Source organism: Roseomonas sp. BN140053 (assembly GCF_047690175.1).
GTDB lineage: Bacteria > Pseudomonadota > Alphaproteobacteria > Acetobacterales > Acetobacteraceae > Roseomonas.
Genome location: NZ_JBLLEB010000001.1, coordinates 325944 through 342942, shown reverse-complemented (window position 1 = coordinate 342942; position 16999 = coordinate 325944). Strand labels below are relative to the sequence as shown.

General features: G+C 71.0%; 14 protein-coding genes. 13 read left to right on the top strand and 1 reads right to left on the bottom strand.

All coding sequences use genetic code 11. The features are described from left to right. Positions 1-120: 120 nt before the first annotated feature. Positions 121-2022 carry a SurA N-terminal domain-containing protein gene (locus ACLIBK_RS01615; RefSeq protein WP_415385450.1) on the bottom strand — a complete coding sequence of 634 codons (1902 nt, stop codon included), beginning with the start codon at positions 2020-2022 and terminating at the stop codon, positions 121-123. A 109-nt stretch (positions 2023-2131) separates the two neighbouring features. On the opposite strand from ACLIBK_RS01615, the gene tpiA reads away from it, so the two are divergent. From tpiA to ACLIBK_RS01550, 13 genes are all read left to right on the top strand, one after another. After that, positions 2132-2890 carry a triose-phosphate isomerase gene (gene tpiA, locus ACLIBK_RS01610; protein WP_415385449.1) on the top strand — a complete coding sequence of 253 codons (759 nt, stop codon included), beginning with the start codon at positions 2132-2134 and terminating at the stop codon, positions 2888-2890. Positions 2891-3046: 156 nt separating this feature from the next. After that, a complete protein-coding gene (secG, locus tag ACLIBK_RS01605; protein ID WP_415385448.1) occupies positions 3047-3376 on the top strand; it encodes a preprotein translocase subunit SecG in 330 nt (109 codons plus the stop codon). Positions 3377-3546: 170 nt separating this feature from the next. Continuing rightward, a complete protein-coding gene (locus ACLIBK_RS01600; protein ID WP_415385447.1) occupies positions 3547-5181 on the top strand; it encodes a CTP synthase in 1635 nt (544 codons plus the stop codon). Further along, on the top strand, positions 5178-6020 hold the full coding sequence (kdsA, locus tag ACLIBK_RS01595) for a 3-deoxy-8-phosphooctulonate synthase (RefSeq protein WP_415385446.1): 843 nt from the start codon (positions 5178-5180) through the stop codon (positions 6018-6020). Before ACLIBK_RS01600 ends, kdsA begins: the two co-directional genes overlap by 4 nt. A 194-nt stretch (positions 6021-6214) precedes the next feature. Then, positions 6215-7495: a phosphopyruvate hydratase gene (gene eno / locus ACLIBK_RS01590; RefSeq protein WP_415385445.1), complete on the top strand. Its 1281-nt coding sequence runs from the start codon at positions 6215-6217 to the stop codon at positions 7493-7495. A gap of 197 nt (positions 7496-7692) precedes the next feature. After that, positions 7693-7980 carry an FtsB family cell division protein gene (locus ACLIBK_RS01585; RefSeq protein WP_415385565.1) on the top strand — a complete coding sequence of 96 codons (288 nt, stop codon included), beginning with the start codon at positions 7693-7695 and terminating at the stop codon, positions 7978-7980. Positions 7981-8373: 393 nt separating this feature from the next. Next, the gene (pdhA, locus tag ACLIBK_RS01580; RefSeq protein WP_415385444.1) at positions 8374-9393 is read left to right on the top strand and encodes a pyruvate dehydrogenase (acetyl-transferring) E1 component subunit alpha; all 1020 of its coding nucleotides are present in this window, start codon (positions 8374-8376) and stop codon (positions 9391-9393) included. Between the two features lies 1 nt (position 9394). Then, positions 9395-10864: a pyruvate dehydrogenase complex E1 component subunit beta gene (locus ACLIBK_RS01575; RefSeq protein WP_415385443.1), complete on the top strand. Its 1470-nt coding sequence runs from the start codon at positions 9395-9397 to the stop codon at positions 10862-10864. Positions 10865-10877: 13 nt separating this feature from the next. Then, complete coding sequence (locus ACLIBK_RS01570) at positions 10878-12311, top strand: pyruvate dehydrogenase complex dihydrolipoamide acetyltransferase (protein ID WP_415385442.1); 1434 nt, start codon at positions 10878-10880, stop codon at positions 12309-12311. A 78-nt stretch (positions 12312-12389) separates the two neighbouring features. Continuing rightward, positions 12390-13874 (top strand): hypothetical protein, encoded by a 1485-nt coding sequence (locus tag ACLIBK_RS01565; protein WP_415385441.1) that lies wholly within the window; start codon positions 12390-12392, stop codon positions 13872-13874. 20 nt (positions 13875-13894) lie between these two features. After that, positions 13895-15289 (top strand): dihydrolipoyl dehydrogenase, encoded by a 1395-nt coding sequence (gene lpdA, locus ACLIBK_RS01560; protein WP_415385440.1) that lies wholly within the window; start codon positions 13895-13897, stop codon positions 15287-15289. A gap of 4 nt (positions 15290-15293) precedes the next feature. After that, entirely contained in the window at positions 15294-16424 is a 1131-nt protein-coding gene (lipA, locus tag ACLIBK_RS01555; protein WP_415385439.1) for a lipoyl synthase, read from the top strand. After that, positions 16424-16897 carry a type II toxin-antitoxin system RatA family toxin gene (locus ACLIBK_RS01550; RefSeq protein WP_415385438.1) on the top strand — a complete coding sequence of 158 codons (474 nt, stop codon included), beginning with the start codon at positions 16424-16426 and terminating at the stop codon, positions 16895-16897. The genes lipA and ACLIBK_RS01550 overlap by 1 nt, the downstream gene beginning before the upstream one ends. Positions 16898-16999 lie beyond the last annotated feature (102 nt).

The window sequence follows — 16999 nt, the reverse complement described above, 5'->3', positions numbered from 1 at the left end:
CCCGCATCGCGGAACCAACGGCCGCGCCGGTATCCGGACCGCAACCGGTGGTGTGCCACCGGCGCAGTGCCGCAGGGGCCGGGCGTCGGCCGGCCCGGCCCGACCCGACCGCGTCGGGGGTCAGGGGGCGCTGACCTGGTTCATCAGGTCCTGGTTGATGCGGACCTCGGCGCGCTGGCGCAACGCGGCGCCGTACTGCGCTTCCAGGTCCTCCTGCATGGCCTGCTCCACCTCGCCGCGGATGCCGGCCAGCGCCGCCTCGTCCGTGCCGGGGTCGGGCAGGATTTCCAGCAGCTGGGCCACCACGTAGCCCTCCGCCGTGCGGGCCATGGTGGCTTCCAGCGGCTTGGCGCCGAACAGCGGTTGCAGCAGTTCGGGCGGCGGGTTCTGCGCCCCCGGCACCTGGGCGGGGTCGCGGCCGAAGGGACCGAGGCGCGTGGAGGTCAGCCCGGCCTGCTGCGCCGCCGCTTCCAGGGTCGCGCCGTCGCGCACGGCCCCGAGCAGGGCGGCCGCCCGGGTTTCCTCGGCCCGGAACATGGCGTCCCGGATCCAGGCCGCGCGGACCTGGGTTTCCACCTGCTCGAAGGGGCGCAGGGCGGGGGGCGTCACCTCGCGCAGTTCCACGCCCACGAAGCCGGCGCCGGCCGCCGACTCCGCCATGCGGGCGGGCTGGCCGCGGTTGGCCGCGAAGATGGCGGCCAGCGTCTCGGTGCGGGCGTAGTCGGGCACGGGCAGCGGCACCTCGGCGCCGCTGGCGTCGCGGCCGCTGACATCCGTGGTCACGGTGGCGACGCGCAGGCCGAACTGTCGCGCCACCTCCTCCAGCGTGGCGCCGCCGGCCAGCGCGTCCTCGGCGCCGTTGACCCGCTCGTAGGCCAGGTCGGCGGCCTTGGTCTGGGCCAACTCCCCGCGCAACTCGTCGCGCACCTCGTCCAGCGTGCGGGTGCTCGGCGGCTGGATGGCAGACACGTGCAGCACGTGCCAGCCGAAGGGCGACTGCACCGGCCCGGCCACGCCGCCTTCCGGCGCGGCAAAGGCGGCCTCGGCCAGTTCGGGGAAGGGCATGCCGGCGCGGTCCAGGGCACCAAGCTCCACGGCCTGGCCGCCCTTTTCCCGCGCCTGCTCGCTCAGCGCGGCGAAGCTCTCGCCGCCCGACCAGGCCTGCGCCAGGGCGCGGGCCGAGGCCTCGTCCGGCAGCAGCAGCTGTTCCAGCACCCGGCGCTCCGGCGTGTTGAAGCGGGCGCCTGCGGCGGCATAGGCCTGGGCGATCTCCTCCTCCGGCACGGTCACGTCGGCGGCGACGATCTCGGCCGCTAGCCGCGCCACGGTGGCGGTGCGGTATTCGGGGGCGGAGAACTGCGCGGCCTCGTTCTCGTGGAAGCGGCGCAGCTGCTCCTCCGTGGGCGCCGGCGGCTCGGGCGCGTCGGCGACGGGCAGGGTCACCAGCTCGGCCGAGCGGCGCTCGCGGGCGCTGGCGAGCAGCGGCTTCACCAGCTGGTCGGGCCCCGCCACGCCGGCGCGCACGGCGCCCACCAGCTGCTGCCGGCGCAGTTCCGCCGAAACCAGCCCCAGAAAGGTGTTCTCGTCCACGCCGTTGCCGCGCAGGAACTGATCGAAGATGGGGCGGCTGAACTGGCCGCCGGCCTGGAAGGCGGGAATCGCGAAAACGTAGTCGCGCACCGCCGCGGTGGACACGGACACCCCCAGCCGCGCCGCTTCCTGCGCCTGGGTGCGCTGCGCCACCAGGGATTCCACCGTTTGCCGGGCGATCGCCTGGCGCACCGTGTCGTTGGCGTCGAAGGCGGCGCCCAGCTGGCGCTGCAGGCGCTGGGTTTCGCGCCGCACCGCGGTCTGCGCCTCCGTCAGCGGGATAGGCTCGCCGCCGACATAGGCGACCGCCGTTTCGCGGCCGAAATTCCGCACGACATCCTCGATCCCCCAGATGCCGAAGGACAGGATCAGCAGCAGGAACAGGACCTTGGCGAACCAGGTGCCGGCCAGTCGTCGAAAGGCGGAAAGCATCGCGTGTCCGTGAGTGGGCGTGGGGCGGGACGCTTAGCGGAGGCGGGCACGGTTGCCAAACGCCCGGGCTGCGGATACCGCCCGAGCCTCGTAGCAGGAGCGCCCGACCATGACCCCCGGTGTCCGACCCCTGATTGCCGGAAACTGGAAGATGCACGGCACGCTGCGCGACGCCGCGGCGCTGGCCGAGGCTGTCAGGGCCGGCGCCCCCGCGGTGGTGGAACGGGCGGACCTGCTGCTCTGCCCGCCCTTCGTGCACCTGCACGTCGTCGCCGCCTCGATGGCCTGGAAGCCGGTGGCGCTAGGCGCCCAGGACTGCGCCGCGCAGGAGAAGGGCGCCCATACCGGCGACGTGTCGGCGCCGATGCTGGCCGACGCCGGCTGCGGCTACGTGATTCTCGGCCATTCCGAGCGCCGGGCCGACCACGGCGAAACGGACGCCCTGGTGCGCGCCAAGGCGGCGGCGGCCATCGCGGCGGGGCTGGTGCCGGTGATCTGCGTCGGCGAGAGCGAGGCCCAGCGCGACGCCGGACAGGCCGAGGATGTGGTGGCCGCCCAGGTGGCCGGCAGCCTGCCCGAGGGCTTCGCGGCGGCCAAGGGCGTGGTAGCCTACGAACCCGTCTGGGCGATCGGCACCGGCCGCACCCCGACCGAGGCCGACATCGCCGCCATGCATGCCCGCCTGCGCCGGGAAGTTTCGGCCGGGCAGGGAGATGCGACCACGCGGCTGCTCTACGGCGGCTCGGTGAAGCCGGGCAATGCCGCGGCCATCCTGGCGCTGCCGAATGTGGACGGCGCCCTGGTGGGCGGGGCCTCGCTGGTGGCGGCGGATTTCCTGGCCATCGCGGCGGCGGTCGCCGCCGGCTGAGGGCGGGAACCGGCCGGCGTCCCTTCGCGGGGCACCGGCTGGCCGGGCGCGACCGCTGGCAAGGTCGGTTGATCCGCCAGCCCGGCGCAACGAACCGGCCGTGCAACGCCGCGGGGCTGGCGGGATGGGGGCGGCCTCGGTATGAACCGCTCCGCCATGACCACCGTCCTGCTCGTCCTGCACCTGCTCGTCACCCTGGCCCTGATCGGGGTCGTGCTGCTTCAGCGCAGCGAGGGCGGCGGCCTGGGCATCGGCTCCTCCCAGGGGATGGGGTCCTTCATGACCGGCCGCGGGACGGCCAACCTGCTGACGCGCTCCACGGCGGTGCTGGCCACGGCCTTCTTCGTGCTGGCTCTGGCGCTGGCCCTGCTCAACCGGGGCAATTCCGGCCGCAGCGGCTCCATCCTGGACACCCCGCCCTCCGCCGTCTCGCCGGCCGCCCCGGCACCGGCCGCCCCGCCGCCACCCGCCGTTCCCGTGAACTGACGGCACCTGGATGGACCGGCGCGGAAACCTGCCGCCCGGTGATCCGGCCGCCGCGTGACCTGATCGGCGCGGCGCGGGCGCAACACCCGCCCGCCCTTGCGGCACGCATGGCGCCCCTGCGGCACAGGCTCCTAGCGCCGCACCGCCTCCGGGGGGTATGAAGATCGCCCATGACGCGGTTCGTATTCATCACCGGCGGCGTGGTCTCTTCCCTGGGCAAGGGTATCGCGGCGGCCTCCCTGGCAGCGCTGCTCCAGGCCCGGGGGCACAAGGTCCGCCTGCGCAAGCTGGACCCCTACCTCAACGTCGATCCGGGGACCATGAGCCCCTATCAGCACGGCGAGGTCTTCGTGACCGATGACGGGGCGGAAACCGACCTCGACCTCGGCCACTACGAGCGCTTCACGGGCGTGCACGCCAACCAAGCGGATGCCTGGACCACCGGGCGCATCTATTCCGACGTGATCGCCAAGGAACGCCGCGGCGACTACCTCGGCGGCACCGTGCAGGTGATCCCGCACATCACCGACCACATCAAGGAAGCGATCCTCTCGGGCACGGAGGAATACGACTTCGTGCTGGTGGAGATCGGAGGCACGGTGGGCGACATCGAGAGCCTGCCCTTCCTGGAAGCCATGCGGCAACTGGCCAACGAGCTGGGCCCGCGCCAGAGCCTGTTCGTCCACCTGACCCTGGTGCCCTGGATCGGCTCCGCCGGGGAACTCAAGACCAAGCCGACGCAGCACAGCGTCAAGGAACTGCTCGGCCTGGGCATTCAGCCGCAGATCCTGCTGTGCCGCTGCGACCGGCCGATCCCCGACAACGAGCGGCGCAAGATCGCCCTGTTCTGCAACGTCCGGCCCGAGGCGGTGATCCCGGCGCTGGACGCGGCCTCGATCTACGACGTGCCGCTGAAGTACCACGACGAGGGGCTGGACCGCGAAGTGCTGCGGCACTTCGACATGTCCGCCTACGGCGAGCCCGACCTGACCCGCTGGAAGCGCATCGTGCAGCGCATCGTCCAGCCCGAGGGCGAGGTGACGGTGGCGGTGGTGGGCAAGTACACCAACCTGCTCGACGCCTATAAGTCGCTCAACGAGGCCATGGCGCACGGCGGCATCGCCCACAACGTCAAGGTCAAGCTGGACTGGGTGGACAGCCGCGTCTTCGAGGACGACGCCGAGGCCATCGCCCGGCTGGAAGGCGTGCACGGCATCCTGGTGCCCGGCGGCTTCGGCGAGCGCGGCGCGGAGGGCAAGATCCGCGCGGTGCAGTTCGCCCGGGAACACAAGGTGCCCTTTCTCGGCATCTGCTTCGGCATGCAGATGGCGGTGATCGAGGCGGCGCGGAACCAGGCCGGCCTGCCCGGCGCTTCCTCCACCGAGTTCGGCCCCTGCGAGGACCCCGTGGTCGGGCTGCTGACGGAATGGCGCCGCGGCAACACCACCGAACGGCGCGAGCAGGGCGGCGACCTCGGCGGCACCATGCGCCTGGGCTCCTATCCCGCCGCGCTGGCGGAAGGCTCCCTGGTGCGCGAGGTGTACCAGGGCGAGGGCGAGATCACCGAGCGCCACCGGCACCGCTTCGAGGTCAACATCGGCTACCGCGACCGGCTGGAGCAGACCGGCCTGCGCTTCTCCGGCATGTCGCCCGACGGCGTGCTGCCGGAGATCGTGGAACGGCTGGACCACCCCTGGTTCATCGGCGTGCAGTTCCACCCGGAACTGAAGTCCAAGCCCTTCGCCCCGCACCCGCTCTTCGCCGGCTTCGTCGGCGCCGCGGTGAAGCAGGCGCGGCTGGTATGATCACCGTCCGGGTCGGCGCCCCCGGCAGCCGGGTCGTGGAGATCGCGACCGGCGCGCCGCTCGCCTTCATCTCCGGCCCCTGCCAGATCGAGAGCCGTCAGCACGCGCTGGAAACCGCCCACGCGCTGCGCGAGATGGCCGACCGCGCCGGGGTTGGGCTGATCTACAAGTCCTCCTTCGACAAGGCCAACCGCACCAGCGCCAATGCCGCCCGCGGCGTCGGCATGGCGGAAGGGCTGGCGATCCTGGCCGAGGTGCGCGAGGCCACCGGCCTGCCCGTGCTGACCGACATCCACGAGGCCGAGCAGTGCGCCCCCGTGGCGGAAGCCGTGGACTGCCTGCAGATCCCCGCCTTCCTGTGCCGGCAGACCGACCTTCTGCTGGCGGCGGGACGCACGGGCAAGCCGGTCAACGTCAAGAAGGGCCAGTTCCTCGCCCCCTGGGACATGCGCAACGTGGCGGCCAAGCTCGCCTCCACCGGCAACGACCAGGTCATGCTGTGCGAGCGCGGCGCCTCCTTCGGCTACAACACGCTGGTCTCTGACATGCGCGCCCTGCCGATCATGGCGGAAACCGGCTTTCCGGTGGTGTTCGACGCCACCCATTCCGTGCAGCAGCCGGGCGGGCAGGGGACCTCCTCCGGCGGGCAGCGGGAATTCGCCCCGGTGCTGGCGCGCGCCGCCGTGGCGGTGGGCGTCGCCGCCGTGTTCATCGAGTGCCACGCCGACCCCGACGCCGCGCCGAGCGACGGGCCCAACATGATCCCGCTGCGCGAGATGCCGGCGCTGATCGCGCGCCTGAAGGCCCTGGACGCGCTGACCAAGGCACCGGCCGCCTAGCCGGTCGCCACCGACCGCATGCGCCGGTTGCGCCGCCGCCCGCACCGCCCCGGTTACACCGGAAACGGCCCGGCCGCGGTGGTGGCCGGGCGGCGACGCCCGCGGCCGAAACCGGGCGGGCAGGACGCGAGGCTCTTGCCGTTCCCGGGAGGGCAACCTATCCGGCACTTCATCGACCGGAGAGAACTCAGACCATGGCCGCCATCGCCGACATCATCGCCCGCGAAGTCCTCGACTCGCGCGGCAATCCGACCGTGGAGGTGGAGGTGCTGCTGGACAGCGGCGCCGGCGGCCGCGCCATGGTGCCCTCCGGCGCTTCCACCGGCGCGCACGAGGCGGTGGAGCTGCGCGACGGCGACAAGGCGCGCTACGGCGGCAAGGGCGTGCTCAAGGCGATCGCCAACGTGGAAGGCGAGATCTTCGACGCCCTGTCCGGCCTGGAAGCCTCGGAGCAGGTCCGCATCGACGAGGCGATGATCGAGCTGGACGGCACGCCCAACAAGGGCCGCCTGGGCGCCAACGCCATCCTGGCCGTCAGCCTGGCGGTGGCCAAGGCGGCGGCGACCGATCTCGGCATGCCGCTGTACCGCTACGTCGGCGGCGCCTTCGCCCGCACCCTACCGGTGCCGATGATGAACATCATCAACGGCGGCCAGCACGCCGACAACCCGATCGACATCCAGGAATTCATGGTGATGCCGGTGGCCGCCGGCACGATGGCCGACGCGGTCCGCATGGGCTCCGAGATCTTCGCCGGCCTCAAGCGCGCGCTGCACGACGCGCACCACAACACCAATGTCGGCGACGAGGGCGGCTTCGCGCCCAACCTCAGCTCCGCCGACGAGGCGCTGAGCTTCATCGCCCGCGCCTGCGAGGGCGCCGGCTACCGACCCGGCGAGGACGTGGTCTTCGCTCTGGACTGCGCCGCCACCGAGTTCTTCCGCGGTGGCCGCTACGCCATGGAAGGCGAAGGCAAGACGCTGGAGCCCGGCGGCATGGTGGACTACCTGGCCGACCTGTGCGGCAAGTGGCCCATCGTTTCCATCGAGGATGGCTGCTCGGAGGACGACTGGGAGGGCTGGAAGCTGCTCACCGACCGGCTGGGCGGCAAGGTGCAGCTGGTGGGCGACGACCTCTTCGTCACCAACCCCGAGCGCCTGCGCCTGGGCATCGAGCGCGGCGTCGGCAACGCGATCCTGGTCAAGGTGAACCAGATCGGCACGCTGTCGGAAACGCTGGAAGCGGTCGAGATCGCGCACCGCGCCGGCTACAAGGCCGTGATGTCGCACCGCTCCGGCGAAACCGAGGACGCCACCATCGCCGACCTCGCGGTGGCCACCAACTGCGGGCAGATCAAGACGGGCTCGCTGTCCCGCTCGGACCGGCTGGCGAAGTACAACCAGCTGATCCGGATCGAGCAGGAGCTGGGCGCCGCCGCGCGCTATGCCGGCCGGACGATCCTGCCCAAGGCGTGATGCCCTGGCTCGGCGGGCGGCCTCGTCGCCCTCCGCCGGGCCTTCCTGCCACAGTGCCCCGCGAAATCACTGTGCACTGTGCGAATCCCTTGCACGCCCTCACGGCAGCGTGTCTGCTGCGGCAGGGGCAATTGCCCTTTCGCTCGGGGGGGCGAAACACCATGCTTCGCGAAATGAAACGCCGTTTGCAGGCGGCAGTGTTGCCCGTCGTCTTTCTGGGCATCTGCGGTTACTTCGCCCACCACGCGATCGGGGGATCGCGCGGCACCGAGGCGCGGGAAGCCCGGCTGGCCGAGATCTCGGCCGCCAGGACCGAACTGGCCTCCGCCGAGGCGGAGCGCGACGCCATGGAGCGCAAGGTGGTCGGCCTGCGCAACGACCATCTCGACCGCGACATGCTGGAAGAGCGGGCCCGCGCCCTGCTGAACGTCGTGGCACGCGACGAGATCATCGTGCCCTACGGGCCGTCCAACCGCCTGTACTGACGGCGCCGAAAAGGGCCGCCGGGAAAGGCTGCTCCTACCGGCTCAGGGAAGCTGAATCCCGTGTGGTCGCCACGCCGAACGGTAGGGCCCGATGTCGCATCTAGTGCGACCCGAATACATTTTCCCGAAAACCGACGCTCGCTGGTCCGGTTCAGTGCTGACCTCGGGAGCTTCCCGACCTGCAGGACTGGCAGCTGATTGCGTCCACACCCCTGTCCGCCACCAGCAACAGGCTTAACCTCGATTTGGTTAATCGCTATACTGCACTGCAACATCAATGACTTATGACGGTGCTTCTGCGGGTCGTCGCCTTGCACCGGCTACCTTGCCCGCGTATCTGCCCAGCGAGTGCCCCGCCAAGGGGCGGTCCGGATACTGAGCGGGAGCACCCTAATGATCCAGGGCGTCGACACGGCCACCAAGCGTCGCGGCAAGTCCACGGCACCCGCAGCCTCGCCGGATGAGTTGAAGCGCGCCTACCGCGACATGCTCCTCATCCGCCGTTTCGAGGAAAAGGCCGGCCAACTCTACGGCATGGGCCTGATCGGCGGCTTCTGCCACCTCTACATCGGGCAGGAGGCCGTGGTGGTCGGCCTGCAGATGTGCCTGCGGGAGGGTGACCAGGTCATCACCTCCTATCGCGACCACGGGCACATGCTGGCCACCGGCATGGAAGCGCGCGGCGTGATGGCGGAGCTGACCGGCCGCGCCGGGGGCTACTCCAAGGGCAAGGGCGGCTCCATGCACATGTTCAGCCGCGAGAAGGGCTTCTACGGCGGCCACGGCATCGTCGGCGCGCAGGTGAGCCTCGGCACCGGCCTCGCCTTCGCGAACTGGTACCGGCAGGACGGCAGCGTCTCCATGACCTATTTCGGCGAGGGCGCGTCCAACCAGGGCCAGGTCTACGAGAGCTTCAACCTCGCCGCCCTGCTCAAGCTGCCGGTCGTGTTCATCATCGAGAACAACAAGTACTCGATGGGCACCAGCGTCGAGCGCGGCTCGGCCTCCAAGGACCTGAGCAAGAACGGCGCGCCCTGGGGCATCCCGGGCGAGCAGGTGAACGGCCAGGACGTGCTGGCGGTGCGCGAGGCCGGCGAGCGCGCCGTGGCGCATTGCCGCGACGGCAAGGGCCCGTACCTGCTGGAAGTGCAGACCTACCGCTACCGCGGCCACTCCATGTCCGACCCGGCCAAGTACCGGACGCGGGAGGAGGTGCAGAAGATGCGCGAAACCAGCGACTGCATCGAAACCGCGCGCAAGCAGCTGCTGGAAGCCGGCCTGGCCGAGGCGGACCTCAAGACCATCGACGACGAGGTGAAGGCGATCGTGGCCGACGCGGCCGAGTTCGCGCAAACCTCGCCCGAACCCGACGAATCCGAACTGTTTACCGACGTGCTGGCGGAGGCCGAGTGATATGGGCGTGACGGTGTTGATGCCTGCCCTGTCCCCCACCATGACGGAGGGCAAGCTCAGCCGCTGGCTGAAAAAGGAAGGCGACGAGGTGAAGTCCGGCGACGTGCTCGCCGAGATCGAGACCGACAAGGCCACCATGGAGGTCGAGGCGGTCGACGAGGGCAAGATCACCCGCATCCTGGTGCCGGAAGGCACCGAGGGCGTGTCGGTGAACGCCCCGATCGCCGAGCTGGACGGCGGCGAGGGCGGCAAGGCCGCCACCCCCGGGGACACCGCCACCGCGCCGCAGCAGCAGGGGGCCAAGCCCGCCGCGCCGACGCAGCCGGAATCCAATGCCACGCAGCAGGGCGGTCCGGTGGCGCAGGTCGCCAGGGATGCGGAAGACCATAACAAGGTCGCCGACAAGGGCACGGCGCAGCGCGAGCAGTCCGGTACGGCGGGCAGCGCGCAGGGCCAGCAGGCGGCGCCGGAAAAGGACTGGGGCCCGACCAAGCCGGTCACCGTGCGTGAAGCGCTGCGCGACGCCATGGCCATGGAGATGCGCGCCGACGATCGCGTCTTCCTGATGGGCGAGGAGGTCGCCCAGTACCAGGGCGCCTACAAGATCAGCCAGGGCCTGCTGGACGAGTTCGGCCCGCGCCGCGTGATCGATACCCCGATCACCGAGCACGGCTTCACCGGCATGGCCGTGGGCGCGGCGATGAACGGGCTCAAGCCCATCGTCGAGTTCATGACCTTCAACTTCGCCATGCAGGCGATCGACCAGATCATCAACTCGGCGGCCAAGACCCGCTACATGTCCGGCGGCCAGCTCGGCTCGCCCATCGTGTTCCGCGGTCCCAACGGCGCGGCCTCCCGCGTCGCGGCGCAGCACAGCCAGGACTACAGCTCCTGGTACGCCCACGTGCCGGGCCTGACGGTGGTGGCGCCCTGGTCCGCGGCCGATGCCAAGGGCCTGCTGCGCGCCGCGATCCGCGATCCCAACCCGGTGATCTTCCTGGAGAACGAGATCCTCTACGGGCAGACCTTCGAATGCCCCACGGCGGAAGACTTCGTGCTGCCCATCGGCAAGGCCAAGGTGGAGCGTGAGGGCAAGCACGTCACCATCGTCAGCTACTCCATCATGGTCGGCCTCGCGATGCAGGCGGCCGAGGAACTGGCGGGGCAGGGCATCGAGGCGGAGGTGATCAACCTGCGCTCGCTGCGGCCGCTGGACACGGCGACGGTGGTGAACTCGGTCAAGAAAACCAACCGCCTGGTGACGGTGGAGGAAGGTTGGCCCTACGCCAACATCGGCACCGAGGTGGCGATGCGGGTGATCGAGGAGGCCTTCGACCACCTCGACGCACCGCCGACGCGGGTCTGCGGCGTGGACGTGCCGATGCCCTACGCCGCCAACCTCGAGAAGCTGGCGCTGCCCACGGTGGCGCAGGTGGTCGAGGCAGCCAAGTCCGTGTCCTACAAGAAGTAAGGGGCACCGGAGCATGGCCACCAACATCCTGATGCCCGCCCTGTCCCCGACCATGACGGAAGGGACGCTGGCCCGCTGGCTCAAGAAGGAGGGCGACACCGTCAAGTCCGGCGACATCCTGGCCGAGATCGAGACCGACAAGGCCACCATGGAGGTCGAGGCGGTGGACGAGGGCATCCTCGGCAAGATCCTGGTGCCCGACGGCTCGGAAGGGGTGAAGGTCAACGCGCCGATCGGCGTGCTGGTGGAGAGCGGCGAGGCCGTGCCGTCCGGCGCCGCTGGTGCCTCCGGCGCTGCCGGCGGCAACGGCGCCTCCGGCGGCAGCACCCAGAAGGCCGAAGCGCCGGCGCCCTCGCCCTCCGGCTCGCCCGCGCTGGAAGCGATCAAGGACGCCGGCGGCAAGGTGGCCGGCGCCGCGGAACAGCCCGTGGTGCCTGACCTCCCGCCCAAGGCGTCCGGCGGCGCCGCCCCGGCCCCCGCGTCCAACGGCCACGACGCATCCGGCGGGCGGGTCTTCGCCTCGCCGCTGGCGCGCCGCATGGCGCAGCAGGCCGGGCTGGACCTCAGCGCCGTGCAGGGCTCCGGCCCCAACGGCCGCATCGTGAAGGCCGACGTGGAGGCGGCCGCTTCCGGCGCCAGCAAGCCCAAGCAGGCCGCCGCCCCGGCGCAGCCCGCTGCCGCTGCCCCGGCCCCGGCTCCCGCGGCCGCGCCGGCACCCGCGCCCAAGCCCGCCGCGCCGACGATCACCATGCCGCACACGGCGGTGCCGAACAGCTCGATGCGCAAGGTGATCGCGCGCCGGCTGTCGGAATCCAAGCAGCACGTGCCGCATTTCTACGTCTCGATGGACATCGAGATCGACGCGCTGCTGAAGCTGCGGGCCGACCTCAACGCCCGCTCGCCCAAGGACGGGCCGGGCGCCTACAAGCTCTCGGTCAACGACCTCGTCATCAAGGCGGCCGCCGCGACGCTGCGGAAGTTCCCCAACGTCAACGCCATCTGGACCGACGACGCCATCCTGCAGCTGCACGACGTCGACATCTCCGTTGCAGTCAGCATCCCCGACGGGCTGATCACCCCCATCGTGAAGGGCGCCGACCGCAAGGGCCTGGCCACCATCTCCAACGAGATGAAGGACCTCGCCGCCCGCGCCAAGGCCGGCAAGCTGAAGCCCGAGGAGTTCCAGGGCGGCGGCTTCTCCATCTCCAACATGGGGATGTTCGGGGTCAGCAACTTCGCGGCCATCATCAACCCGCCGCAGGCCGGCATCCTGGCCGTGGGCGCCGGCGAGCAGCGCGCGGTGGTCAAGAACGGCGCCCTGGCCGTGGCCACGGTGATGACCTGCACGCTCAGCGTAGATCATCGCGTGATCGACGGCGCGCTGGGGGCGGAATGGCTGGCCTCCTTCAAGAAGACGGTCGAGGACCCGCTGAGCCTGTTGCTGTGACGGACACCGGGGGCGCGACCCCGCGCTGCCCGGTTCCGCCGCGCGCGCCGTGGCGGCCGGGCAGGGCGGTCCGGCCCCGTGCCGCCTAGCCTCGCCGTGGCGGGTGTCAGCGCCGAACCGGCGCGGCCGGGAAAGGCCGTCGCCCCCGGAGGCTATCCGGCGCGCCACGCGCTGCTGGCCTTCGTCGCCTGCTTCGCGCTGCTGCTAGCGGCGGGGTGGCGCGAGCGGCCGCGCGACCTCGGCTACGGCGACCAGTACTTCTATGCCAGCGTCGCCTGGGACCTGCTGCACCACGGCGTGTATTCGGACGGCTTCTTCGACCGGGTGGACAGTGCCACCGCGGTGCCGCCGCCCGGCATGTTCCTAGGGCCCGGCTATCCCGCCCTGCTGGCCGGGGTGATGGCGCTGGACCCGGCCCTGCGCGACGCCGCCGCCTGCACCGTCCGCCACCTGCCGACCAGCGACGTGTCGCAGCGATGCCCGCCCTATCGCGGCCTCGTGCTGCCGGTGAACATGCTGCTGGTGGCGGGCGCGCTGGGTCTGCTGTTCCTGGCGGCGCGGCGGGTCGCGGCGGGCCGGCTCGCAGTGGCCGCGACCGCCACGGCGATCGGGCTGCTGACCATGCTGTCCTATGCGCGGCTGCTGGGACTGGCGATGACGGAAAGCCTGGGGCTGTTCCTCTTCGCCGCCAGCGCGCTCGGCTTCCTGGCGGTGTGGCAGGACGGCCGCCGCCGCGACGCGGCGCTCACCGGCGCGGCCTTCGGCCTGCTGTTGCTCACCCGTCCGAGTCACGGCGTGCTGGCGCCCCTGTTGCTGGCCGCGCTGGCGCTGGCAGCCCTGCGGGCGCCGCGGGAACAGCGGCGCCGCCGCTGGCAAGGGCTGCTGCTGGGCGCCGCGGCGCTGGCGGCGGTGACGCTGCCCTGGGCGGCGCACAACGAGCTGGTGCTGGGGCGCTTCGCCCTGACCGCCGGCTACGGCCCCGCCGTGCTCGTGGAACGCCTCGCCTTCGACGCGATGACGCCGCGCGAGTTCGGCGCCTCCTTCCTGTACTGGCTGCCGGATTTCGGCGACGCCTGGGCGGAGCGGGTCTTCGGCGCCGAGACGGTGCACCGGCTGGACTGGAACCGCGCCGGCTCCTTCTACGACCAGGGCCAGCAGGACCGGCACGCCGCCCTGGCGCAGCCGGGCAGCCTGGACGACCGGCTGCCGGCGATCCTGCGGGCGGAACTGGCGCGGGCACCGCTGGGCTACGCCATGGCCACGGTGTCGCTGGCCTGGCGCGGCCTCTGGGTCGGGCGCTACTGGGCGCTGGCGATGCTGGTGCTGCTGCCCTTCGGGCTGCTGGCGGCGCGGCGTGCCGGGCGGCTGGGGCTGCTGCTGCTCTTCGCGGCGCCGTCCTGGATCATGCTGCTGGTGCATGCCGGGGCTTCGGTGAACCAGGAGCGTTACAACCTATCTCTCGCCTTGGGGCTGTCGATCGCGGCGGCCTGGGCGCTGGTGGAGTTTGCGGCCCGTATCCGGGCAGCGCGGCCGGGCCCCGTGCGGGCGGGCGCGGCGAATTGAGCGAAACGGAGGAAGGCAGCATGGCCGAGCAGTTCGACCTGGTGGTGGTGGGCGGTGGCCCCGGCGGCTACGTGGCCGCAATCCGCGCCGCGCAGCTGAAGATGAAGGTCGCGCTGGTGGAGCGCGAGAACCTGGGCGGCATCTGCCTGAACTGGGGCTGTATCCCCACCAAGGCGCTGCTGCGGGCCAGCGAGATCAACCACCTGCTGCACACGCTGGACGCCTACGGCTTCGCCGCCGACAACGTGCGCTTCGACGCGGCCAAGGTGGTGAAGCGCTCCCGCGCCGTGGCCGGACAGCTTTCGGGCGGCGTGAAGCACCTGCTGCGCAAGAACAAGGTCACCGTGTTCGACGGCCACGCGAAGCTGGCCGGCCCCGGCAAGCTGGCGGTGGCCAAGGACGGCAAGCCGGTGGCCGAGCTGGAAGCCAAGAACATCATCCTGGCCACTGGCGCCCGCGCCCGGGTGCTGCCGGGCATGGAGCCGGACGGCAAGCTGATCTGGAGCTACCGCGAGGCGATGGTGCCCGACGCCATGCCCAAGTCGCTGATCGTGATCGGCTCCGGCGCCATCGGCGCGGAGTTCGCCTCCTTCTACCTGAACATGGGCGCCAAGGTGACCATCGTGGAGGCGCTGGACCGCGTGCTGCCGGTGGAGGACGAGGAAATCTCGGCCTTCGCCCGCAAGAGCTTCGAGAAGCAGGGCATGACCGTGCTGGTCGGCGCCAAGGTGCAGAGCGTCCGCAAATCCGCCGACAGCGTCACCGCCACGATCGAGGTCGGCGGCAAGGTCCAGGAGGTCACCGCCGAGCGCCTGATCTCCGCGGTGGGCATCGTCGGCAATGTCGAGGACCTCGGCCTGGAAGGCACCAAGGTGAAGGTCGAACGCACCCACGTGCTGACCGACGAGTACGGCCGCACCGGCGAGCCGGGCGTCTACGCCATCGGCGACCTGACCGGCGCCCCCTGGCTGGCCCACAAGGCGAGCCACGAGGGGGTGATCTGCGTCGAGGCCATCGCCGGGCTGCACCCGCACCCCATGGACATCGGCAACATCCCGGGCTGCACCTATTGCCGCCCGCAGGTCGCCTCCGTCGGCCTGACCGAGGCCAAGGCCAAGGCTGCCGGGCACGAGGTCAAGATCGGACGCTTCCCCTTCATCGGCAACGGCAAGGCCATCGCCATGGGCGAGCCCGAGGGCATGGTGAAGACCGTGTTCGACGCCAAGACGGGCGAGCTGCTGGGCGCCCACATGGCCGGCCCCGAGGTCACGGAGATGATCCAGGGCTACACCATCGCCCGCACCCTGGAATCCACCGAGGCCGAGCTGATGCACACGGTGTTTCCGCACCCGACCGTGTCCGAGGCCATGCACGAGGCGGTTCTTGATGCCTATGGCAGGGTGATCCACATCTAGGGGCATGGGAAACCGTATTCTGGTGGATCACCGCGCCGGCGGCGCCGTGGGTCCAGACCTTGCCGGCGTCGCGGCGCCGGCCTCCCCGGGCGGCCTCTTCGCGCCCGAAGGCGTGGCCTCCGGCACGATCCAGGCCGAGGCACGGCCGGCCTTGCGCCACCCCGAGAAGGCGCACCGGCCGGACAATCCCATCAAACGCAAGCCCGACTGGATTCGGGTCAAGGCGCCGACGCACCCGATCTACCACGAGACCCGGGCGCTGATGCGCGACAACCGCCTGGTCACGGTGTGCGAGGAAGCGGCCTGCCCCAACATCGGGGAATGCTGGTCGCAGCGTCACGCCACTATGATGATCATGGGCGAGATCTGCACACGCGCCTGTTCCTTCTGCAACATCACCACCGGCATGCCCAAGGCGCTGGATGCGGACGAGCCGCGCCGGGTCGCGGAGGCCGTGGCCAAGCTCGGCCTGCGGCACGTCGTGATCACCTCGGTGGACCGCGACGACCTGCGCGACGGCGGGGCAGCGCATTTCGCGCACACGATCCGGGCCATCCGCGCCGCGGCGCCGGACACCACGATCGAGATCCTGACCCCCGACTTCCTGCGCAAGCCCGGCGCCCTGGAGGTGGTGGTGGAAGCGCGGCCGGACGTGTTTAACCACAACCTGGAAACCGTGCCGAAGCTGTACCCGAACATCCGGCCGGGTGCGCGCTATTTCCACTCGCTGCGGCTGCTCGACCGCGTCAAGGAACTGGACCCTTCCATCTTCACCAAGTCCGGCGTGATGGTCGGGCTGGGCGAGGAGCGCATCGAGGTTCTGCAGGTCATGGACGACATGCGCTCCGCCGACATCGATTTCCTGACCATCGGCCAGTACCTGCAGCCCACGGTGAAGCACGCGGCGGTAGTCCGCTTCGTGGAACCGGCGGAATTCGCCGACTACGCCGCCATGGCGCGATCCAAGGGCTTCCTGCTGGTCTCGGCCACGCCGCTGACCCGCTCATCCTACCATGCGGACCGCGACTTTGCGGCGCTGCGCGACGCCCGCAATGCCAAGCTGGCCGCACGCGGCAGCGAGCTGACCGCCAGCGGCAGCGTGCTTACCGCAAGCGGCAGCGTGCAGCCCAGCTGATGCCGACCCATGCCGAGAAGAAGCTGCTCCGGTACACGCCGGAGCAGATGTTCGACCTGGTGGCCGATGTCCGGCGCTACCCGGAATTCCTGCCCTGGTGCGTCGGCGCCCGCGTGGTGTCGCAGACGGAGAAGGAGCTGATCGCGGACCTGACCATCGGGTTCAAGATGTTCCGCGAAACCTTCCGGTCCCGCGTCACCCTGGACCGGCCGCAGCACGTCCAGGTGGAATACCTGACGGGCCCGTTCCGTTACCTGAACAACCAGTGGCACTTCCGCCCGGCGCCGGACGGCACGGCGCTGGAGTTCTTCGTGGACTTCGAGTTCAAGTCGCGCCTGCTGCAGGCGGTGATCGGCACCGTGTTCAACGAGGCCGTGCGCCTGATGGTCCGCGCCTTCGAACGCCGCGCCATGGCGCTCTACGGCCGCAACGGCACGGCACCGGCAGCCCCGGCCCCGCAGCCCGCCAGCTGACCGCGTCGTCGCGGCGGTTCCGCCCGCAGCGGCGCTGAGCCGTTCGCGTTTTCGGGAAACGCAGTTCGCCGTCCCCGGCTATCCAGCAGCGGCTCACCCTGG

Excerpts from the sequence above, each read along its gene's own strand:
- tpiA (WP_415385449.1), top strand. The coding sequence starts at position 2,132 with ATGACCCCCGGTGTCCGACCCCTGATTGCCGGAAACTGGAAGATGCAC.
- ACLIBK_RS01575 (WP_415385443.1), top strand. The coding sequence starts at position 9,395 with ATGGGCGTGACGGTGTTGATGCCTGCCCTGTCCCCCACCATGACGGAG.
- lpdA (WP_415385440.1), top strand. The coding sequence starts at position 13,895 with ATGGCCGAGCAGTTCGACCTGGTGGTGGTGGGCGGTGGCCCCGGCGGC.
- kdsA (WP_415385446.1), top strand. The coding sequence starts at position 5,178 with ATGATCACCGTCCGGGTCGGCGCCCCCGGCAGCCGGGTCGTGGAGATC.
- ACLIBK_RS01600 (WP_415385447.1), top strand. The coding sequence starts at position 3,547 with ATGACGCGGTTCGTATTCATCACCGGCGGCGTGGTCTCTTCCCTGGGC.
- ACLIBK_RS01550 (WP_415385438.1), top strand. The coding sequence starts at position 16,424 with ATGCCGACCCATGCCGAGAAGAAGCTGCTCCGGTACACGCCGGAGCAG.
- lipA (WP_415385439.1), top strand. The coding sequence starts at position 15,294 with ATGGGAAACCGTATTCTGGTGGATCACCGCGCCGGCGGCGCCGTGGGT.
- ACLIBK_RS01570 (WP_415385442.1), top strand. The coding sequence starts at position 10,878 with ATGGCCACCAACATCCTGATGCCCGCCCTGTCCCCGACCATGACGGAA.
- pdhA (WP_415385444.1), top strand. The coding sequence starts at position 8,374 with ATGATCCAGGGCGTCGACACGGCCACCAAGCGTCGCGGCAAGTCCACG.
- secG (WP_415385448.1), top strand. The coding sequence starts at position 3,047 with ATGACCACCGTCCTGCTCGTCCTGCACCTGCTCGTCACCCTGGCCCTG.
- ACLIBK_RS01615 (WP_415385450.1), bottom strand. The coding sequence starts at position 2,022 with ATGCTTTCCGCCTTTCGACGACTGGCCGGCACCTGGTTCGCCAAGGTC.
- eno (WP_415385445.1), top strand. The coding sequence starts at position 6,215 with ATGGCCGCCATCGCCGACATCATCGCCCGCGAAGTCCTCGACTCGCGC.